The 19,213-nt window shown below is 67.5% G+C and carries 22 protein-coding genes; 9 read left to right on the top strand and 13 right to left on the bottom strand.

Annotated features, from left to right (window positions below):
• Nucleotides 1–26: 26 nt before the first annotated feature.
• A complete protein-coding gene (locus CHB69_RS07825; protein ID WP_089215547.1) occupies nucleotides 27–422 on the bottom strand; it encodes a YkvA family protein in 396 nt (131 codons plus the stop codon).
• A gap of 24 nt (nucleotides 423–446) precedes the next feature.
• Between CHB69_RS07825 and dgcA the strand changes: the two genes are divergently transcribed.
• Nucleotides 447–1,439, top strand: coding sequence for an N-acetyl-D-Glu racemase DgcA (gene dgcA / locus CHB69_RS07830; RefSeq protein ID WP_089215434.1), 993 nt, complete (start codon nucleotides 447–449; stop codon nucleotides 1,437–1,439).
• 470 nt (nucleotides 1,440–1,909) lie between these two features.
• Here dgcA and CHB69_RS07835 read toward each other — a convergent pair whose 3' ends face one another.
• Complete coding sequence (locus CHB69_RS07835) at nucleotides 1,910–2,305, bottom strand: VOC family protein (protein WP_089215548.1); 396 nt, start codon at nucleotides 2,303–2,305, stop codon at nucleotides 1,910–1,912.
• Between the two features lie 87 nt (nucleotides 2,306–2,392).
• Here CHB69_RS07835 and soxR point away from each other — a divergent pair, with 87 nt between their 5' ends.
• Nucleotides 2,393–2,905, top strand: a complete 513-nt coding sequence (gene soxR / locus CHB69_RS07840; RefSeq protein ID WP_089215435.1) for a redox-sensitive transcriptional activator SoxR — start codon at nucleotides 2,393–2,395, stop codon at nucleotides 2,903–2,905.
• 109 nt (nucleotides 2,906–3,014) lie between these two features.
• Nucleotides 3,015–3,740 (top strand): aquaporin Z, encoded by a 726-nt coding sequence (aqpZ, locus tag CHB69_RS07845; RefSeq protein ID WP_089215436.1) that lies wholly within the window; start codon nucleotides 3,015–3,017, stop codon nucleotides 3,738–3,740.
• A 37-nt stretch (nucleotides 3,741–3,777) separates the two neighbouring features.
• On the opposite strand, the gene galU is transcribed toward aqpZ, so the two are convergent.
• The 6 genes from galU to CHB69_RS07875 form a co-directional block, all read right to left on the bottom strand.
• The gene (gene galU / locus CHB69_RS07850; protein ID WP_089215437.1) at nucleotides 3,778–4,641 is read right to left on the bottom strand and encodes a UTP--glucose-1-phosphate uridylyltransferase GalU; all 864 of its coding nucleotides are present in this window, start codon (nucleotides 4,639–4,641) and stop codon (nucleotides 3,778–3,780) included.
• A 118-nt stretch (nucleotides 4,642–4,759) separates the two neighbouring features.
• On the bottom strand, nucleotides 4,760–5,257 hold the full coding sequence (yfiB, locus tag CHB69_RS07855; RefSeq protein ID WP_089215438.1) for an outer membrane lipoprotein YfiB: 498 nt from the start codon (nucleotides 5,255–5,257) through the stop codon (nucleotides 4,760–4,762).
• A gap of 22 nt (nucleotides 5,258–5,279) precedes the next feature.
• The gene (dgcN, locus tag CHB69_RS07860; protein WP_089215439.1) at nucleotides 5,280–6,479 is read right to left on the bottom strand and encodes a diguanylate cyclase DgcN/YfiN; all 1,200 of its coding nucleotides are present in this window, start codon (nucleotides 6,477–6,479) and stop codon (nucleotides 5,280–5,282) included.
• The gene (gene yfiR / locus CHB69_RS07865; RefSeq protein ID WP_089215440.1) at nucleotides 6,476–7,012 is read right to left on the bottom strand and encodes a regulatory sequestration protein YfiR; all 537 of its coding nucleotides are present in this window, start codon (nucleotides 7,010–7,012) and stop codon (nucleotides 6,476–6,478) included. Before yfiR ends, dgcN begins: the two co-directional genes overlap by 4 nt.
• A gap of 135 nt (nucleotides 7,013–7,147) precedes the next feature.
• Nucleotides 7,148–7,684: a peptide-methionine (S)-S-oxide reductase MsrA gene (gene msrA, locus CHB69_RS07870; RefSeq protein WP_089215549.1), complete on the bottom strand. Its 537-nt coding sequence runs from the start codon at nucleotides 7,682–7,684 to the stop codon at nucleotides 7,148–7,150.
• Nucleotides 7,685–7,739: 55 nt separating this feature from the next.
• Nucleotides 7,740–8,741 (bottom strand): M48 family metalloprotease, encoded by a 1,002-nt coding sequence (locus CHB69_RS07875; RefSeq protein ID WP_089215441.1) that lies wholly within the window; start codon nucleotides 8,739–8,741, stop codon nucleotides 7,740–7,742.
• A 415-nt stretch (nucleotides 8,742–9,156) separates the two neighbouring features.
• Between CHB69_RS07875 and CHB69_RS07880 the strand changes: the two genes are divergently transcribed.
• The 3 genes from CHB69_RS07880 to rpsI all read left to right on the top strand — a co-directional run bounded on the left by CHB69_RS07880 (nucleotide 9,157) and on the right by rpsI (nucleotide 11,364).
• Nucleotides 9,157–10,209, top strand: coding sequence for a COX15/CtaA family protein (locus CHB69_RS07880; RefSeq protein WP_089215442.1), 1,053 nt, complete (start codon nucleotides 9,157–9,159; stop codon nucleotides 10,207–10,209).
• 178 nt (nucleotides 10,210–10,387) lie between these two features.
• On the top strand, nucleotides 10,388–10,867 hold the full coding sequence (gene rplM, locus CHB69_RS07885) for a 50S ribosomal protein L13 (protein ID WP_089215443.1): 480 nt from the start codon (nucleotides 10,388–10,390) through the stop codon (nucleotides 10,865–10,867).
• On the top strand, nucleotides 10,867–11,364 hold the full coding sequence (rpsI, locus tag CHB69_RS07890; RefSeq protein WP_089215444.1) for a 30S ribosomal protein S9: 498 nt from the start codon (nucleotides 10,867–10,869) through the stop codon (nucleotides 11,362–11,364). The genes rplM and rpsI overlap by 1 nt, the downstream gene beginning before the upstream one ends.
• Nucleotides 11,365–11,670: 306 nt before the next feature.
• On the opposite strand, the gene CHB69_RS07895 is transcribed toward rpsI, so the two are convergent.
• Complete coding sequence (locus CHB69_RS07895) at nucleotides 11,671–12,717, bottom strand: phosphotransferase family protein (protein WP_089215445.1); 1,047 nt, start codon at nucleotides 12,715–12,717, stop codon at nucleotides 11,671–11,673.
• Complete coding sequence (locus CHB69_RS07900) at nucleotides 12,714–13,808, bottom strand: Rv3169 family protein (RefSeq protein WP_170935477.1); 1,095 nt, start codon at nucleotides 13,806–13,808, stop codon at nucleotides 12,714–12,716. The genes CHB69_RS07895 and CHB69_RS07900 overlap by 4 nt, the downstream gene beginning before the upstream one ends.
• Nucleotides 13,809–14,008: 200 nt before the next feature.
• Between CHB69_RS07900 and CHB69_RS07905 the strand changes: the two genes are divergently transcribed.
• From CHB69_RS07905 to CHB69_RS07915, 3 genes are all read left to right on the top strand, one after another.
• Nucleotides 14,009–14,935 (top strand): alpha/beta hydrolase, encoded by a 927-nt coding sequence (locus CHB69_RS07905; protein WP_089215447.1) that lies wholly within the window; start codon nucleotides 14,009–14,011, stop codon nucleotides 14,933–14,935.
• Entirely contained in the window at nucleotides 14,932–15,702 is a 771-nt protein-coding gene (locus CHB69_RS07910) for a nucleotidyltransferase family protein (RefSeq protein ID WP_425442411.1), read from the top strand. Before CHB69_RS07905 ends, CHB69_RS07910 begins: the two co-directional genes overlap by 4 nt.
• A gap of 120 nt (nucleotides 15,703–15,822) precedes the next feature.
• Nucleotides 15,823–16,587 carry a phosphocholine cytidylyltransferase family protein gene (locus CHB69_RS07915; RefSeq protein WP_089215448.1) on the top strand — a complete coding sequence of 255 codons (765 nt, stop codon included), beginning with the start codon at nucleotides 15,823–15,825 and terminating at the stop codon, nucleotides 16,585–16,587.
• Here the strand turns inward: CHB69_RS07915 and CHB69_RS07920 are convergent.
• The 3 genes from CHB69_RS07920 to CHB69_RS07930 are packed head-to-tail and all read right to left on the bottom strand — an operon-like array spanning nucleotide 16,575 to nucleotide 19,164.
• A complete protein-coding gene (locus CHB69_RS07920) occupies nucleotides 16,575–17,003 on the bottom strand; it encodes an HIT family protein (protein WP_089215449.1) in 429 nt (142 codons plus the stop codon). The genes CHB69_RS07915 and CHB69_RS07920 overlap by 13 nt on opposite strands.
• Complete coding sequence (locus CHB69_RS07925; RefSeq protein ID WP_089215450.1) at nucleotides 17,000–18,094, bottom strand: CDP-alcohol phosphatidyltransferase family protein; 1,095 nt, start codon at nucleotides 18,092–18,094, stop codon at nucleotides 17,000–17,002. Before CHB69_RS07925 ends, CHB69_RS07920 begins: the two co-directional genes overlap by 4 nt.
• Nucleotides 18,091–19,164, bottom strand: a complete 1,074-nt coding sequence (locus tag CHB69_RS07930; protein WP_089215451.1) for a glycosyl transferase — start codon at nucleotides 19,162–19,164, stop codon at nucleotides 18,091–18,093. Before CHB69_RS07930 ends, CHB69_RS07925 begins: the two co-directional genes overlap by 4 nt.
• Between the last annotated feature and the right edge of the window lie 49 nt (nucleotides 19,165–19,213).

Genomic DNA, 19,213 nt, shown 5'->3' on the forward strand with positions numbered 1-19,213 from the left:
CGGGCAAGGGGGTTTGGGGGAGGCAATCAATGCGCGGGCGAGACCCGCACGCTCCAATAGAGGATATAAAGCAGGCCCGCCCAGATGAGCAGGATGGCGATCATGCCGGCGCGGCTCGACGGGCGCTCGCTTGCGGCCTCGGCTACCCCGCGAAATTCGGCCCACAGCGTTGCCGGGATCAGGCGCCGAACAGCCCACAGGCCCGCGGGGACGAGGATCAGATCGTCGATCCAGCCGAGGACGGGCACGAAATCGGGGATCAGGTCGATCGGCGACAGCGCATAGGCGGCGACCGCGACCGCGAGCAACCGCGCGGCCACGGGCACGCGCGGGTCGCGCGCGGCGAGCCACGCGGCGTGCGCCTCGATCCTCAGCCGATGGCCCAGATCGGCGATGCGTTCGGAAAGGGATTTGCCCGGCATGGCCGACAGCATTACTTCACTTGCATGGCTATCCAACTGAAAAGCGCGCGCGTCGAACGCTGGCCGGTCGCGGGGCAGTTCGTCATCAGTCGCGGCGCGACCGACCATGTCGACGTCGTCGTCGCCGAGATCGAAGGCGAAGGCGCGCTGGGCCGCGGCGAAGGCACGCCGGTCTATTATCTCGGTGAGGATGCGGCCGGGTGCCGCGACCAGATCCTCCACACCGCGGCGCATATCGCGGCGATGGGTGCGGCCGAGGCGCGCGCGGCGATTCAGGAGCTGATGCCGCCGGGCGCCGCGCGCAACGCGCTCGATTGCGCGCTGTGGGACCTCGAGGCGAAGCAGCGCGGGCTGCGCCTCTGGCAGCTTGTCGGCTGCGACGGTGCCCCGACCGCGCGCGTCACCGCCTTCACCATTTCGCTCGGCACGCCCGGCGCGATGGCCGAGCAGGCGGCGACCGCGGCGGCCGACGGCTATCGCCTGCTCAAGATCAAGCTGACCGGCACGGACGACCGCCTGCGCGTCGCCGCGGTGCGCAAGGGCGCGCCCGATGCGCGGCTGATCGTCGATGCCAATGAAAGCTGGGGGCAGGTCGATCTTTTGACCGAGGCCGAAGCACTCGCCGACCTTGGCGTCGAGATGATCGAGCAACCGGTGCCGGTGGGCACCGACGCGCTGCTCGACGGCGTCTATGCGCCGGTCCCCTTCGTCGCCGACGAAAGCTGTCACACCGCCGCCGACGTCGCGCGGATCGGCGCCTTCTATGACGGGGTGAACATCAAGCTCGACAAGGCGGGCGGGCTGACCGAGGCGCTGCGGCTCGCCGATGCCGCCGACGCGGCGGGGCTTGCGATCATGGTCGGCTGTATGCTGTCGACCAGCCTCGCGATCGCGCCTGCCTTCGTCCTCGCGCAGCGCGCGCGCTGGGTCGACCTCGACGGCCCCGCGCTGCTCGCACGCGACCGCGAGGAAGGGTTCGAGTTTCGCGAGGGGATGGTGGGGCCAAGGATCGGGTGACCGTCCGCACTGGGGTGGGTTTGAGACATTGGCTGCACCCCTCCTCTTCAGAGGAGGGGCAGCGAGACTTGGGCGCTTCGCGCCCTAGTCGCAGCGGGGTGGTGCTCGAAGTCTTGCGCGCTATCGCGCGCCACCACCGGCGTCGGGTGAACAGTCCCCCGGACTGTTCAGGTCGGTCCGGGGGACCGACCGACCCGACACCCCCCTCCTCTGAAGAGGAGGGGCTTAAGAAGGTCCGCAATCGCTCGGATGCCGCCTTCCAAACATTTCGCGCAGAGACGCAGAGAACGCAGAGATTTTCACGCTTGCCCTCTGCGCTCTCTGCGTCTCTGCGCGAATCTGGCGACGGCCTGACGGCAGCAATCGGTCGTTTCCGGTCATTGCGTCCAGATTGGCACGAATGGCCGCTTCCACCCGTCATCACCTCATCCCCTTCGCCGTCGCGCTGACGCAGTGCCGGCTTGCCCGGCTCAACGCCCGCGCGGCTCGGCGTAGCTCACCACCTCATATTCGATGCCGTCGGGGTCGAGGAAATAGAAGCGGCGCCCGGGCTCGTAGTCGCCGTGGTTGAACGGGGTCAGGCCGACCGCCTTGACGCGCATCTCGATCGTGTCGAGGTCGTCGACCTGCACCCCGACATGGTTGAGCGGCGCGCCCTTGGGATAGCGCCCGTCCGCATCTTCGCCGTCGGGCCCGGTATAGAGCGCGACATAGGCGGCCTCGCTGCCGAGGTGGATGGTGCGTCCGCCGTCGCGCGCCGGGCCGCGCCAGCGTTCGTGCCAGCCGAAGATCGCCGACAATATGCCCGCGGTCCGGTCGGGATCGCTGACGGTCAGGTTCACATGTTCGATAAAGGGGGACGTCACGGTCTTCGCTCCTGATTCGGGTTGACGTCGCGCCATATGAAAGCTCAACTGAGGTTGAGATCAAGCGAAAGCCGAACGGAGACGAGAATGCACCGGACCGACCTGATCGCGATCGGCGAACTGGCCGCGCGCACCGGCGTCGCGGTGTCGGCGATCCGCTTTTACGAAGCGAAGGGACTGGTCGAGGCGCTGCGCACGCGCGGCGGCCAGCGCCGCTTCCTGCGCGCCGACATCCGCCGCGTCTCGTTCATCCTGATCGCGCAGCAATTGGGATTGAGCCTCGAGGAAATCGCCGACGAACTGGCGCGCCTTCCCGCCGGGCGGACGCCCAACGCCGCCGACTGGGCGCGGATCAGCACCGACCTGCGCGCGCGGATCGACGCGCGGATCGCCGCGCTCGAACGCACGCGCAAGCTGCTCGACCAGTGCATCGGCTGCGGCTGCCTGTCGCTGAAGAAATGCAGGCTCTATAATGCGCAGGACAAGGCGGCGCAGCGCGGCGCGGGGCCGCGCTACCTGCTCGGCGACCGGCCGGGGGAGATTGCCGAGGTGAGCGATGGCGGCAAAACGGGCGCATCGCGCCCGTCGCCCGGACCATGATGAACGAAAATGGCTCGTCTTCGGAAAAGCTTGCGGTGCGCCGCCCCGGCGCTAGGATGCCGCTTGCGCCGGCGGCGCTTATGGCCATCCGGCGGAAGGAGAGGGTCATATGAGCAATATGCAAAAGGGGTTGGCCGAGTTTATCGGCACTTTTTGGCTTGTCTTCGGTGGCTGCGGCAGCGCGGTGATCGCGGCGGGATTTCCCGACGTCGGCATCGGCCTGCTGGGGGTCGCGCTGGCTTTCGGTCTCACCGTTCTCACCATGGCCTATGCGATCGGCCATATTTCGGGATGCCATCTCAATCCGGCGGTAACCGTCGGCCTGTGGGCCGGAGGGCGCTTCGAGGCGCGCGACATCCCGCTCTATGTCGTTGCACAGGTGCTCGGCGCGATCGTCGCGGCGTTCCTGCTCTTCTACATCGCCAGCGGCAGCCCGGCCTATGATCTGGCGACCAACGGTCTCGCCGCCAACGGGGTCGGCGAGGGATCGCCGGGCGGCTATGACCTCTGGTCGGGCCTGATCATCGAAATCGTGCTCACTGCGGGATTCGTCTGGGTGATCATGGGAGCGACCGACGGCCGCGCGCCTGCGGGTTTCGCGCCGATCGCGATCGGACTTGCGCTCACCTTGATCCACCTGATTTCGATCCCCGTGACCAACACCTCGGTCAACCCGGCGCGCAGCACCGGCCCGGCGCTCGTCGTCGGCGGGCTGGCGCTCCAGCAGCTGTGGCTCTTCTGGCTCGCCCCGCTGATCGGCGGCGCGGTCGGCGGCTGGCTCTATCGGACCGTGGGCGCCGACACGCATCCCAAGCCCGATATCGAGGGGCAATAGGGGCGGCGCGCCGGCCGGAGTCCCCGGTCGGCGCCGCCTATTTCAACAGGTCGACCGCAAAGGCGCGCACCTCGTCCGCCATGTCGGGGCGTTCGAGCGCGAGCGCGAGATTGGCCTGGATATAGCCCGCCTTCGATCCGCAGTCGTAGCGGGTGCCGTCGAAGGTCACGGCATGGAAAGGCTGCTGCCCGATCATCGACGCCATCGCATCGGTGAGCTGGATTTCGCCGCCCGCGCCCTTTTCCTGCCCTTCGAGCACGCGCATCACCTCGGGCTGGAGGATATAGCGGCCCGAAATGATCAGGTTCGACGGCGCCTCGGCGACCGGGGGCTTTTCGACGAGGCCGGTGACTTCGGTCAGCGCGCCGTCGCGCGCGCCCGGCGCGATCACGCCATAGCTCGATACCTTATCCTGCGGGACTTCGAGCACCGAGATCAGATTGCCGCCGACCTTGGCATAGGCATCGACCATCTGCTTCATGCAGCCGGGCGAGCCGTGCATGAATTCGTCGGGCAGGAAGATGGCGAAGGGTTCGTCGCCGACGATGTCGCGTGCGCACCAGATGGCGTGGCCGAGCCCGAGCGGTTCCTGCTGGCGGACATAGGCGCAATTGCCGGGGCCGAGGCGCGTCGGTGCGAGCACCGACAGATTCTTGCCGCGTTCGGACATCGTCTTTTCGAGCTCGAAGGCGATGTCGAAATGGTCCTCGATCGCGCTCTTGCCGCGGCCGGTGACGAAGATCATCTGCTCGATCCCCGCCTCGCGCGCCTCGTCGACCGCATATTGGATCAGCGGGCGGTCGACGACCGGCAGCATCTCCTTGGGAATAGCCTTGGTCGCGGGCAGGAAGCGGGTGCCGAGGCCGGCGACGGGAAAAACGGCTTTGCGGATCGGTTTCATGGGAACGGTCCTATTGGCGGCGAGATCGAAATCAATGGGCAAGATCGTCGATACGACGAAACCTCTCGACCCTGCGTCCCGTCGATATAGCGGTCCGCCGATCTTGGCTCGACGACTATTATGGCGTGACGATGATCACGACGCGGCGATTGTCCTGCCGCCCCTCGGCGGTCGCATTGCTCGAAACGGGCAGCGCCTCGCCGCGGCCCACCACCTGTCCCGGCGCGAAATGCATGCCGCCCGCGCGCATCGGCCGCGCGACCGTTTCGGCACGCTCCTGCGACAGCGCGAGATTATAGGCGTCGGTGCCGACCGAGTCGGTATGTCCCTCGACCCGCGCGGTCCCGATCCCCACCGCGACCAGATGCCGGGCCATGGTGGCGATGCGATCCTCCTGTTCGGGCGGCAGCTTGCTCTCGTCGAAGGGGAAGAGCAGCCGGTCGTGAAAGGTCAGCGACCAGTCGGGATCGCCCTCGACAAAGCCTTCCGCCCTCAGCACCGCCATTTGTTCGGCGGTGAAGCCCGCGGGGCGCGGCAGGCTCTGGCACGCGGCGAGCGTCGCAAGCAGCAGCAACAGCGACAGGTTGCGCAGCGGAGCAAGAAGGGGCTGGGTCATGGGGGGCTTTCCGTGCTTTCGATCAGTTTCGGTTCGACAGCTTGTGCGCGTACATGTCCGAATCGGCGACGGTGAGCAGCGCGGTGCCGTCGCCGCCGTCATCGGGGTAGATCGCAACGCCCACGCTGACCGCGGGGCGATAGTCTTCGCCATCGGTCAGCGCGACGGGTTCGGCCACGGCGTTGCAGATGCGCAGCGCCAACTCCTCGGCATCGGCGCGTGCGTCCACCGGTTCGGCGATGACTGCGAATTCGTCGCCGCCGATCCGCGCTGCGAAGTCGGCGCGGCGCAGGACGGCTCTGATCCGCGCGGCGAGCGCAACGAGCACCGCATCGCCCGCCGCATGGCCGAAACCGTCGTTCGCCGCCTTGAAATTGTCCACGTCGATGAACAGCAGCGCGAAGCGCGACCGGCGCGTTGCGGCGCCCTCGATGCGCGCGGCGAGCTGTTCGTCGAAGGCCGCGCGGTTCGGCATCGCGGTGAGCATGTCGTGCGAGGCGCGGTGCGCGAGCATCGCATGCTCGCTTTCCATATGGCCCTGCCAGCCCTGAAGCTCGTCGAGCAGCGCATTGATGTCGCCGCCGAGCCGGTCGAGTTCGGCGATGCCGAGGCTCTGCACGCGCTTGTCGAAGCGGCGGTGCAGGCGCACGTCGTGCGCGACGCTCGCGATTTCGCCGAGCGGCTTGACCAGTTCATATTCGAAGCGCCGCGCGAGCGCGACCGTGCCGAGGCCGGTGACGATCAGGCAGATGAGGCCGGCGAGCAGGCCGATGCGGACATAGTCGAGCAGGGTCGAGGAATCGCCGCTTATTTCGATCGTGCCGATGCGCGATCCGTTGCGCCTGACCGGCAGCGCAAAGGGTTCGGGAAAGAAGATGCGGGTGAGCAGCGGCGCCGGATCGGGCTGCGGCGAGACCCATTCGGTGAGCAGTGCGCCGCGATCGTCGAGGATACGCAGCTGCGCGATGCCAGGAATATGGGTAAGCGGCTCGATCCCCTCGCGCGCCGCCTGCGGGTCGCGGAAGACGAGGGCGGGCTCGACGCCATAGGCGCCGAGCTGCGCCGCAAGCTCGATATTGCGATCGGCATAGCCGCGCAGCGCGGCGACGCCCGCGAGCATGATCGCGAGGCCCGAGAGCGCGACCGCGAACAGGGTGACGCCGAAGTGAAAGCGCGAGAGCAGCTTTTGCAACGTGGTGCGCGGCGGCTTGCGGTCGCTCATGATACGCTCCGCCCGATCTGGAGCACGCGCGGATCGACCCGAAGCGGCCCGCGCGCGATCGCATCGAGATTGACCGAAAAGCTGAGCCCTGCCTCCCGATGGGCGAGGCAGAACATCGCCCCATAGAGGCACGCCGGATCGTCGTCGGTGATCGTCAGGACGGGGCGCGCGCGGACCCATTGCACCAGCCGCATCCGGTCCGCTGACGACAGGCGGCCGAGGTAGAGGATATCGCAGCCGCCGTTCGCAATCACCGCGCCGGCAGAGGTCTTTCGCAGGCTCAGCGGCCGGTCGCCGGGAATGTCGGGCGCAAGCGAACTGGCGAGGCGCGGCGTGCCGACCTGGCAGAGCGTCAAACTGTCGCCCGCGCGCCGGCCGGGCCAGCCGACATAGCTGATGATCCCGCCGACCATCCGGTTGACCGCTTCGGTCAGGCCGCCGCCGCTTTCGTCGACGATCGCCTGGCTTGCCTGCTGCACCGTCATGCCCGGCGTGGCGAGCGCGGCGCCGATCAGGAACAAGGATGCCAGCACAACCGAAAAACCCCAGCTTGCGCCGGGAAACCAGCGCCCGGCTGCGGCCGCGTCCGCTAGCTTAACCTATGTAAAAGTCAAGAAAATTGGCGTCATGACGTCAATTTATGTCCCGAATGGAGACAGTTTTGCCGGTCAGGCCGGGCGCAGACGCTCGCCGAATCCCTTGCGCAGCTTGGCGAGCTTGGGGGGGATGACCGCGAGGCAATAGGGGTTGCGCTGGCCTTCGCCGTCCCAATAGGCCTGGTGATAATCCTCGGCCGGATACCAGTCGGACGCGGGTTCGATCGTCGTCACGATCGGCGCGGGCCAGCCGGGCTGCGCGCGCTCGATGCCCGCACGCGCCGCCGCGGCCTGCGCTTCGTCCAGCGGAAAGATCGCGCTGCGATATTGCGTGCCGACGTCATTGCCCTGGCGGTTGAGCTGCGTCGGATCGTGCGTCGCGAAGAAGACGTCGAGCAGGTCGTCGTAGGAGATGACCGCGGGGTCATAGCTGATGCGGATCGCCTCGGCATGGCCGGTATCGCCGCCGCACACCTGCTTGTAGGTCGGGTCGGCGACGCTGCCGCCGATATAGCCGCTCTCGACACCTTCGACCCCGGCGAGCGATTGAAACACGGCCTCGGTGCACCAGAAGCAGCCACCGGCGAAAATCGCGGTCTCACGGGTCATCATTTGTCCTTTGCGGGAAAAGTTCGTCCGGTGCCCAAAATAGGAAGCGGCGGCGCTATTCCAAGGGCGGTGGCGCGTCGATCAGCGGCGGATGGAGCGGTCGGCCCGCGGCGTCGGCCGCCTCGATGGCGGCAATCTCCTGCTCGAAGCTCTTCACCCGGTCGCCCCAGCGCGGGTGCGTGCCCGGCTGGATCAGCACCGGCCCGTTGCGCGTGCCGAAGCGCTCCCAGAAACGGATCGCGGTCTTGGGATCATAGCCGGCACCGCGCATCAGCCACACCGACAGCCGATCGGCCTCGACCTCGGTCTGGCGGAACAGCCGTGCGCTGCGCCCGAAATTCTGGAACAGTCCGCGATCGACGCCGGCGGCGTCGAGCCGCTCGCGGTGGCGCAATATATTATGCGCCAGCTCGTGCGCGACCGCTGCGGCAAGCTCGTCATCGTCGGCGGCGAAGGCGGCGAGGCCGGCGCTGATCAGCACCAGCCGCCCGTCCGCTGCGCCGCTTTCGGTATCGCGCGCCTCGACGCGAAAATCGCTTGCGCAGCCGGCGACGGGGTGGAGCGCAAAGCGCGTCGCGGCGTTCGACACGATCGTCGCGGCATCGAGAGGCGTCGCCGCCATCCGCGTTTCGAGCGCAGTGATGCGCGCAAAGGGATCGTCGGCATCGGCCGGGACGAGGATCGCCGCATCGTCGACCGCGGTGATCGTCTCGCCGGTCCGAAGGCCCGCCTCGGCGGCCGGCGAGCCCGGGGCGACCGCGGCAAGGAAGGGAAGGTCGAAGGCGGCCGCGCCATAGGCGGCAAGCGCTTCGCCGCGCCGGTCCGCGCCGTAAAGCCGCGGATCGCCCCAGATCCAGCCATATTGCGCCTGTTTCTCCGGGCACCAGCCGGCGTTGGCGGTGGTCAGCCGAAAGCCGATCGCCGCGACCCGCGCTTCGAGCGCGGCGAGAGTGCGATAGGGCGAGGCGGGCGATGCAGTCTCCGCGGGCACGGCCGCTGCGGGAGCGGTGAGTGCGGCGGCGAGCAAGGCAAGGAACGGACGGACGAGCGGCGGCATCGGCGCGGGCTTATCAAGCTCCGCCTGTCGCGACCATGAATTTCGCGACGCGAAAGGCGGCCGTATCGCTGGAAATTGCAACCGCTTTCGGACGATACCAGTCGTAGGGATAAGGAAGCCCCTCCCCTTCAGGGGAGGGGCAACGAAGACTTGGCAGTCCTGAGCTTGTCGAAGGGCTGCCTAGTCGCAGTGGGGTGGGGGCCATCGGCCTTGCGCTACGCCCATGACCCCCACCCCAACCCCTCCCCTGAAGGGGAGGGGCTTAAAGGCCGCAACGTCCTCTCCCCACCCCAAAGCCGCCGCGCGTCTGCAAGGGACATTATCCGCCGACAAACAGGAACTGCCCGCATTGATCGACCCGCGTGCAACGCACCGGCCTCTTGCCTATCGCGGGGCGAGCGACGATAGGGCGGCGATGACCGAGGCTTCGTCCGCCAGAACCCGCCCCGCCGCGCTGTCGCGCTGGCTGTGGGTCGTCGCATTGCTCGTGATCGCCATCGTTGCGGTCGGCGGCATCACCCGCCTGACCGAATCGGGCCTGTCGATTACCGAGTGGAAGCCGGTGTCGGGTATCCTGCCGCCGCTGAGCGATGCGGCATGGCAGGCCGAGTTCGAGAAATACAAGCAGATTCCCGAATATCAGCAGATCAATCGCGGCATGTCGCTCGCCGCGTTCAAGGGCATTTTCTTCTGGGAATGGCTGCATCGCATCCTCGGGCGGTTCGTCGGGCTCGCGCTGCTCGTGCCGCTCGTCTGGTACGCTTTCCGCCGCGCGATCCCCGCGGGCTACGGCTGGCGGCTGTTCGCGCTCGCCGCGCTCGTCGGGCTGCAGGGCGCGATCGGCTGGTGGATGGTCGCCTCGGGGCTCGTCCAGCGCACCGACGTCAGCCATTTCCGCCTCGCGACCCATTTGCTGACCGCGCTGTTCCTGCTCGCGGGCCTCGTCTGGACCGCGCGCGACCTCGCGCAGCTGGCGCGCGATCCCGGCGCGCGTCCGGCGCGGCTGACCGGCGGCGCGATCGCGGTGATCGCGGTGCTCGTCGTCCAGCTCTTGCTCGGCGCGTGGACCGCGGGGCTCAACGCCGGCTATGTCGCGAACACCTGGCCGCTGATGAACGATCGCCTCTTCCCCGAAGGTATCGACTGGTCGTCGGGCGCGTGGATGGCGATCACCAACGACCCCTTCCTGATCCATTTCCTCCATCGCTGGTGGGCGTGGGTCGCGGCGCTCGCGCTGCTGCTTCTTGCGCGCGCGCTGTGGCGGCGCGGCGGCCGGACCGAGGCGCGGCTGCTGCTGCTCGTCGTCGCGGCGCAGATGACGCTCGGCATCGCGACCGTCGTCACCGGCGTGTCGATGTGGATCGCGGTGCTGCATCAGGTTACGGGCGCGCTGCTGGTCGCGACCACCGCCGCGGCGCTGCACCGGCTGGGACGCTGCGACGCACAGGGCGCTGCCCCCAAAATGTGACGCGAGGTATCATATTACCCGTCAGCAATCGCGCGCTGAGCTTGACTTTCGGCGCGTCACTCGTCATTGGGCCGCATCGAAGCGCCGCCGCGTCCGTTCGGATCAGGCGGCGCGGTTTGTTTCCGGACGGCGGGCGGCAAGCCCTATGCCCAAGTCCATCTCTGTCAAGGAGCGTGCCATGAAGGCGCTGACCAAGACGACCCAGTCGGCGAACGCCGCGACGGTCGAAAAGAAATGGGTGCTGATCGACGCCGACGGCCTGGTCGTGGGCCGCGTCGCGACGATCATCGCCAACATCCTGCGCGGCAAGCACAAGCCGAGCTTTACCCCGCATGTCGATTGCGGCGACAATGTCATCGTCATCAATGCCGAAAAGGTGCAGTTCACCGGCAAGAAGATGGCCGACAAGCGCTATTACAAGCACACCGGCTATGCCGGCGGCATCAAGGAAACCAGCCCCGCGAAGATCCTCGAGGGCCGCTTCCCCGAGCGCGTGCTCGAAAAGGCCGTCGAGCGCATGATCCCGCGCGGCCCGCTCGGCCGCCAGCAGATGCGCAACCTGCGCATTTTCGCGGGCACCGACCATCCGCACGCCGCGCAGAACCCCGAAGTGATCGACGTCGCGTCGATGAACCGCAAGAACAAGGTGGGTGCATAATGGCTGACGAACAGACCATGACCGATCTCAAGGATCTCGCCGGCGCCGTCGAAGGCGTCGAGACCCCGGAAACGCCGTCGGCGCCGCTGCGCGAGCAGCAGCTCGACAAGCAGGGCCGCGCCTATGCGACCGGCCGCCGCAAGGACGCCGTCGCCCGCGTGTGGGTCAAGCCCGGTTCGGGCAAGATCACCGTCAACGGCCGCGACCAGGAAGTCTATTTCGCGCGCCCGACGCTGCGCCTCGTCATCAATCAGCCCTTCGGCCTGACCGACCGCGTCGGCCAGTATGACGTCGTCGCGACCGTCAAGGGCGGCGGCCTGTCGGGCCAGGCGGGCGCCGTGCTGCACGGCATCGCGCAGGCGCTGACCCGTTACGAGCCCAAGCTGCGCGGCACCGTGAAGGCCGCGGGCTTCCTGACCCGCGACAGCCGCGCGGTCGAGCGCAAGAAGTACGGCAAGGCGAAGGCCCGCCGCAGCTTCCAGTTCTCGAAGCGCTAATCATTTTTCCGCCGACGGGTGGAGAAAAGGAAGGGCGGTCCGGCGACGGGCCGCCCTTTTTCGTGGCGGACGAGCGGGGATGTCGGTTTCGGGGTGGGGAGCGGACGTTGCGGCCTTTAAGCCCCTCCCCTTCAGGGGAGGGGTTGGGGTGGGGGCCATCGGCGTAGCGCAAGGCCGATGGCCCCCACCCCACTGCGACTAGGCAGCAAGCTGCCAAGTCTTCGTTGCCCCTCCCCTGAAGGGGAGGGGCTTCCTTATCCCTACGACTGGTATCGCCCGTTTCCAGACGATCCGCGAACTGCCGGCCTAGAGCAAATCGAGGCTTCCCAGCGCGAGCGCCTGCCGCGCCGGGCGTTCGGCCATCACCGCGAACATCTCGTCCCCGCGCGGCGTGCGTTCGACGTTCATCGACGCGAAGACCGCCATGAAATAGCCGCTGAGCGCGCCGACGCGATAATCGTCCCACAGCGCGTCGGCGTCGGCTTCGATCCCCTGCGCCCGCAAGGCCGAGAGCCAGCGGTCGAACGCCGGGCGGTCGGCGGCCGCGCGCTCGACCGGATCGGCGATGCTGGTGCCGACCAGATAGGCAAGGTCGGCGGCGCCGCTGCCGCGGCCAAGCGTCTGCCAGTCGACCAGCCAGCATTCGCGCGGGTCGGGCGCGAAGAGGATATTGTCGAGGCGAAGATCGCCGTGGACGATCGTCCGCGCCGCCGGCGTGCGCGTCAGCCAGGCTTCGAGCCGCTCGACGAGCGCCGCGCCGACGCCCAGAATGTCGGGCGCGAGCCGTCCGGCATAGCGCTCGCGAAAGCCGAGATAGAGCTGCGGAAACAGCGCGCGGACCAGATCGCCGCTATCGCGCGAAAGCCACGGCAGCGCGTCGAGCCGCGCATCGTTCCACAGCAGCGCGTGCAGCCCCGCCGCCGCGTCGATACAGGGGCCGAGCGCGTCGAGACCCATCCCCGCGAGCTGATCGCCCGGCCGCGCGGGAGCAAGGTCGGCGAGCAGCAGAATGAAGTCGACGCCGTCCGGCGCAATCTGTGCATGATAGCAATGCGGCGCCGCGACGCCGCTGTCCGCCGCCAGTTCGCGATACCAGCTCACTTCCTTGACATAGGTGCCGGTCAGCGCCGCGATATTGCGGCTCGCCGCGTCGTGGCTCGGGCATTTGGCGACGATGCTCGCGGGCGCGTCGTCGATGCCTTCCGCCCAGTCGAGCGTCAGGCGGAAGCTGTCGCACATCTGGCCGGTCCCGACCTTGGCGGTCGTGAAGCCGCGCAGCGCGCCCGCGGGTTGCCCCAGCCGCGCCGCGATCCAGGCCGGGGTCATCGCCTCCGGCGACGTCGGAAAGCTCATCGCGCGGGGTCCATCAGGCCCGTAAGGCCGGTCGGCGCGTGCGGGCCGACGAATAATTGTTCGAGTACGCCGGTGCCGCGATGCATGGCATCGCCGTCGGCCAGTTCGGCGGTGACGAGCGCCTGGATGTGCATCGCGAGCGGATTGGCCCAGCTTCGTTCCTCCTCGGTCAGCGCGTCATGCGCGACGACCGGATCGGCGCCGTGATCGAAGCCATGGCCCCAGACTGGATGCGTGTAGCCGAGGCCGCTCATCGCGAAGACCGGCCCGGACGGCACGAGTGCCAGCGTGCTGCGGGCTCCGAGATCGACGTCGAGCCGCGCGAGCCGCCGCGTTCCCGATTCCCACGTCGCGGCGAAGGTCGCGCCATCGAAATGGCGTTCGACGCCGCCATCGCCGACGATCACCGCGCGGCGGTTCCACGGGCTGCCCTCGCCGTCGTCGTTGCTGTGGAAGAAGAGCGAGCGGCCGGCGAAATTGCACGGCGTCCACAGCCAGAAGAACTGGCTGAAATTGCCCTGCGGCGGCGGCTGCGATTCGGCGGCCCCGACGGGGCGTATCCCCCAGCTGCGGTCGCGCGTGCCGGTCCAGCCGGCATCGAGGTCGATCCGCTGTCCGTCGACCGACAGCCAGCCCGACCAGCGGCCGTTCTGCGTCATGCGCGTATAGTCCATGAACAATCGCGTGCCGTTGCGGCGGACGAAGCGCGGCTCCAGAATCGGGAAATGACGCCCGGTGAACAGCAGCTCGCCCGCGAGCAGGCCGTCGTTCGCCGCGATGGTCAGAGCGAGGCGCTCGAGCGGGGCGTCGATATGGATCGCGATCGGGCCGACCGCCAGGTCGAGCCGCTCGCCGCCCGAGCGGCGGCTCGCATGGAGGATATGCTGCACGCCATCGACGATGACGCTGAAACTCGCATCGACGATGCCGAGCTGCGGGTAAAAGCCCATCGCCGCGGCGAAGAAGAGCGACCCGTCGGCGCTGTAGCCGTTGAAGAAATAGCGGTCATAGAAATTGCGGTCGGTGCCCGCGAAAGCCACCGGCTCGCTCGTCTGGTGCAGCGGATACTCGTCGCCTTTTGTCAGCATCATCCTCATCCCGTTTTTTCTTGCAACCTAACGGCAGGATGGGCTGCGTCAATCCGGCCGCGAGGCGGCGGGCGACATGGCGCGGATGTTGCCGGCGAGGCCGGGCCGCACGGCGGCAGCGATGGTGCGAAAGGATCGCGGCGCTTGTCGCGACCCGCAGCGCGCGGTAGGGCGCGCGAGACGCGCAGCAAGGACGGCGAGGCTTGGTCAAATTTCTGTTCGTGGCGATCCTGCTTCTGCTGCTGTTCGGCGGCGGCGCGAAGGCGGTGTTGCGTGGCGGCGCCAGGTCGCTGAATCTTGCCGATCGCCTGCTCGGGCCGGGCGACGGCGCGCGGCTGTTGCTCGCCGATCAGCCCTATGGCCAGGGGCCGCGCCAGTCGCTCGACATATGGGTGCCCGAAGCCGCCCAGCCGCACGACCGGCTGCCAGTCGTCGTCTTCTTCTATGGCGGCGGCTGGAACAGCGGCGCGCGCGAAAGCTATGGCTTTGCGGGCCGCGCGCTCGCGCAGCAGGGGTTCGTCACCGTCATCCCCGACTATCGGCTGGTTCCGCGCGCGCACTGGCCCGATTTCCTGAAGGACAGCGCCGCCGCGGTCGCGTGGGTGCATCGGCATATCGCGAGCCTCGGCGGCGATCCCGACCGGATCGCGCTGATGGGCCATTCGGCGGGCGCCTATAATGCGATGATGCTCGCGCTGGATCCGAGCTGGCTGCGCGAAGCGGGCAGCGATTTTTCGGTGATCCGCGGCGTCGCCGGGCTCGCCGGCCCCTATGATTTCCTGCCGTTCGAAAAGGGGGGCTTTGCCGACAAGGCGATGGGCAAGGTCCGTCCGCTCGAAAAGACACAGCCGATCGCCTTCGCGCGCGGCGATGCGCCGCCGCTGTGGCTCGCCACTGGTGACGCCGACGATGTGGTGCGCCCGCGCAACAGCCAGAATCTGGCGGCGGCGATTCTGCGCGCGGGCGGCGCGGCGGCGCTGCGCATCTATCCCGGCATGGGGCACACGGCCATCGTCATGGCGCTGTCGGCGCCGTTCCGCGGCAAGGGTCCGGTGCTCGAAGAGGCGAGCGATTTCCTGCGCGGCGTCACCGCGCGCCGCATCGCGCCGATCGGGGCTGCCGCGCAGTGAACGGACTGATCCGCGTCCTCGTCATGGCGGGCAGCCGTCCGGGTCCCGACCCCTTGCTCTCGGGCAGCGGCGTGGCGACCAAGGCGCTGCTCCCCATCGCGGGCCGTCCGATGCTCGCGCATGTCGTCGCGGCGCTGCGCGCGGCGTCCGAAGTAGGGCCGATCACCATTTTGGCGCAGCGCAGCGCCGAACTTGCCGCACATCCAGCGCTCGCCGGTTTCGCCGACCTGCATTTCGCCGATTCGGGGCAGGGGATCAGCGCGTCGCTCGCCGCCGCGCTGCCCGAGGGCGATGCGCCGGTGCTCGTGACGACCGCCGACAATGTGCTCCTGACGCCTGCGATGATCGCCGAATTTCTGGCCGGTGCGGAGGATAGCGACGTCGCGGTTGCGATGGTCGAAAAGCGGGTGCTGCTCGCGCACTATCCCGAATCGAAGCGCACCTGGCTCAAATTCCGCGGCGGCTGGTGGTCGGGCGCCAACCTCTTTCGCCTCCGCGGACGCCGCGTGCTGCCCTTGCTCGATTTCTGGGGCCGGATCGAGCGCGACCGCAAGCGGGGCATGAAGATCGTCGCGGCCTTCGGTCCGGCGCTGCTGCTCGCGGTGGTGCTGCGGCTGATCACCATCCAGCAGGGCGTCGCGCGCGCCGGGCTGCGCTTCGGCCTCAAGGCGAAAATCGTCCCGATGACCGAGCCGGAGGCGTGCATCGACGCCGACAAGCCCGCCGACGTCGAATTGATCGAAAGCATCCTCGCCGCCCGGCCCTGACCGGCGGGGTGCGCTTTTTTGGTGAAACGAACGTCAAGCGGCTCTTGAGTGCCGGTTTTGCCGTGATTTCCGAGCCGTGAAATGTTCCATTTCACTCGAAATCACTCTAGGGCGTCAGCCATGAGCATCAAGAAAGCCATCATCCTGTCCGCCGGGCAAGGGTCGCGCCTGTTGCCGCTGACCCGCGACCTGCCCAAATGCCTGATCGAGTTCAACGGCCGCAGCCTTTTGGGCTGGCAGGTTGCGGCGCTCGTTGCCAACGGGATCAAGGATATCGTCGTCGTGACCGGTTTCCGGACCGAACGCGTCGAGGATCACGCGCTGGAACTTTATCGCGACACCGGCGCGCGCGTTCGCACGCTGTTCAATCCCTTCTTTCAGGTCGCCGACAATCTGGGCACCTGCTGGATCGCGCGCGCGGAAATGGACCGGGATTTCATCATCCTCAACGGCGATACCATCGTCTCGGACGAAATCGTCGCCCGGCTGATCGCCGGCGCGGTCGATCCGATCACCGTGACCGTCGATGTCAAGGACAGCTATGACGACGACGACATGAAGGTGACCCGCGATGCCGAAGGGCGGCTCCACGCCATCGGCAAGCGGCTGTTGCCCCCCGACACCGACGCCGAATCGATCGGTATGCTGGCGTTCGCCGGCGACGGGCCGGCGATCTTTCGCAATCAGGTCGATCAGATGATGCGCACGCCCGACGGCGTCGAGCGCTGGTATCTGCGCGCGATCGACATCATCGCCAAGGGCAACCGGGTCGGGACCGTGTCGATCGAGGGCCTCGAATGGCAGGAAGTCGATTTTCCCGGGGACGTCGAGGCCGCCGATGCGCTGACCGCGCGATGGGCCGCGGAAAAACGCTACGCGAAATAGGGTTTCAGCCAGGCGACGAGCGCCGCGACCTGTGCCGCGTCCGGCTTCGCCGCCTGGCCGAGATCGGGCTGACCGGGCCAGCCCGCATCCGTCACCGTCATGCCGGCCGCCGTGCGGTTCCCCTCATAACGGGGGATCACATGAAAATGCACATGCGGATCGACCATCATCAGCATCAGATAGTTGATCTTGGCGTAGCTCACGGCCGCCGACAGCGCCGCCTCGATCGCCGAGGTGACCGCCTTGAGCTCGGCATGGGCGGCGGCCGGCAGGTCGCCGAACGCCGTTGCGGGTGATTTTGCGGCCAGCACCAGCGCGCCCAATGTCGGCTGGGCCGGGCGCAGCAGGATGAGCCAATGATCGAATTCGGCGATCAATGTCGCGGGATAGCCGAATTTTTCGATGGTTTCGTTCATGGAACGGGCTCCTCCATCCAGCTGACGATCGGCCGCCCCGAACGGTGTGTGCGATAGGCCTGGGCCAAACGCACCGCATGGACGGCCAGCGAGATGACGGTCCACCAGGCGAGCGCGACAAGGCCGACGTCGGGACGCCCGGCGAGCAACGCGACGAACAGGATCGCCATATTCGGATTGCGGCGCGCGGTGATCAGGCGAAAATCGCTGTCGAACCGCCGCCAGACATGAATGTCCATGCCGAAGTCCTTGAGGAACAGGCCCTCGATCACCCGCTGGAGAATATAGCCCGCGATCACCGCGACCATCACCAGTGCGAATGTCTGGGTCGAAAGCGCCAGCCCCCAGCTGCCCAGGCCGACGCCCCAGAAATACCACCAGAAGGGCGGATGGATCAGGTCGACGCCATGGTCGGCGACATTGCCCCATTTGGACGAGGTGATCGTGCAGCGTGCGAGCTTTCCATCGACGGTGTCGAGCACCATGAAGATAAAGCCCGCGAGCATCCCGGTCCAATATTGGCCATGGGCGAAGAGATAGGTCGCATAGATGCACAGCGCCGCGCCGATCGCCGTCACCATGTTCGGCGTCATGCCGATGCTCGCTGCGCCGCGCGTCAGCCACAGCGCCAGTTCGGGCCAGAGATATTTGGTCAGCAGGTCGGTGACGCCCTTATAGGCGCCGAAATAGCTGCGGCGTTCGATTTCGCGCCGGGTGGCAGGGGTCAGATCGCGCACGAAAGGTTGTTCGAGTTTGCGAAGCTGGCGGTTGTAGAGCTTTCGCCCGTCCGCCAGGTCGACGACCGAGGCGGTCATCGGATCGCGGCCCAGCGGCGCCTGTCCGACCACCGGTACGCCGTTCCACGCGAAAACCAGCCCGGGCTGGCCCAGGACTTCGCGGAGCAGCATCGGGTCGAAAACAAAGTCGAGGTTGAACAGCAGTTCGTGCCCCGGCGCGACCGCCGCGCCGTCCTTCCCGGCGCTTTCCGCCAGCCGGCGGCAGCGTTCGGCGTTGGTCATGCCCCAGATGGGCGTGGCATTGTCGCCGATCAGGCGCACCGGCCCGGCGGCGGTCGCGATCGTGCCGCTCATCCGTTCGCCCTCGCAAAGTCGAGGATGAGGTCGGCCTGGCGCCGGGAGGCGGGGATCGGGGACTGGTCGATGGAATCGCGCATGGCCGTTTCCTGAGCATCAATGAAGCCGGGTTGCAAGTCCGCCGCCCGGGCCAGCGCGCGGGGCAGGTCGGCCAGATCCTCGATCACCTGGCCCAGCCGCCAATGCGCAAAGGCGGGATCGCCCTGCCATGCCCGCCGGTCGAGGTTCAGGAAAATGCAGGGGCGCGGGCGCACGACAAATTCATAGATCTGGCTCGATACGTCCCCCAGATAGACGTCGGCGCTCGTCGTATAGCTCATGTCGATCGAATGGTGGCTGCCCATATCGACGCGCACATGGGGGGCCTGCGACGTGATCGGCGGCACCTGGCGCGCCAGCTTGATATGCGGTGCGACGATGACGTTCCATCCGTCGAGCGCTTCCAGCGCCGCGAGAATGGCGGGGCCGTGGCGGATCCACGACGACAGCTCCGCATCGAAATGCGGATTGTAGAGAAGCACCGGGCGGTCGTCGGGGAAAAAGCGCTGAGGCTCCGTGTCGAGTTCGAATTTGGGATAGCCGGCGACGACGATATTCTGCTCCGTGCCCAGGCCGCGCTCGATCATTCGGCGGCGATCTTTGATCCCGCCGACCAGCGTCAGGTCGAAATAGCGGTGGCGTTGCTTATATCCTCCTTCGCGATCGCCCGCCCCATGCTTGATGAGAATCGTGCGCGAAGGAAATCCGGGGACGCGGGAGAGCCAGGCGGTGGTGATTTCGGTCGTCACGAGAACCGGGAAGCGCGTGAGCGTGCGATAGTTGAGCAGCAGGGTGGCCAGCCGCGACGGCTGGCGAAAGAGCGTGTCGGGGCCGGGCGGGCGGCGCAGGCGCACCGGATCGAGCAATCCCTGCGGATCGCGGCTTCGGATCAGATCGAGAATGCGCTCCGACGGCGACAGGACCGAAATCCGCACATCGTCGCGGCGGGCAAGTTCCAGCGCGGTCGGCAGCCAGTGATAGAGTTGCTGCGCTTCGGCGATGGCGAGAAAGGCGATGGAGGTCGGCAAGGATAGACTCCGGGAGGCGCGGAATTAGCCGGGAATGTGGAGCTGCGAC

The organism is Sphingopyxis indica (assembly GCF_900188185.1).
GTDB classification, from domain to species: Bacteria; Pseudomonadota; Alphaproteobacteria; order Sphingomonadales; family Sphingomonadaceae; genus Sphingopyxis; species Sphingopyxis indica.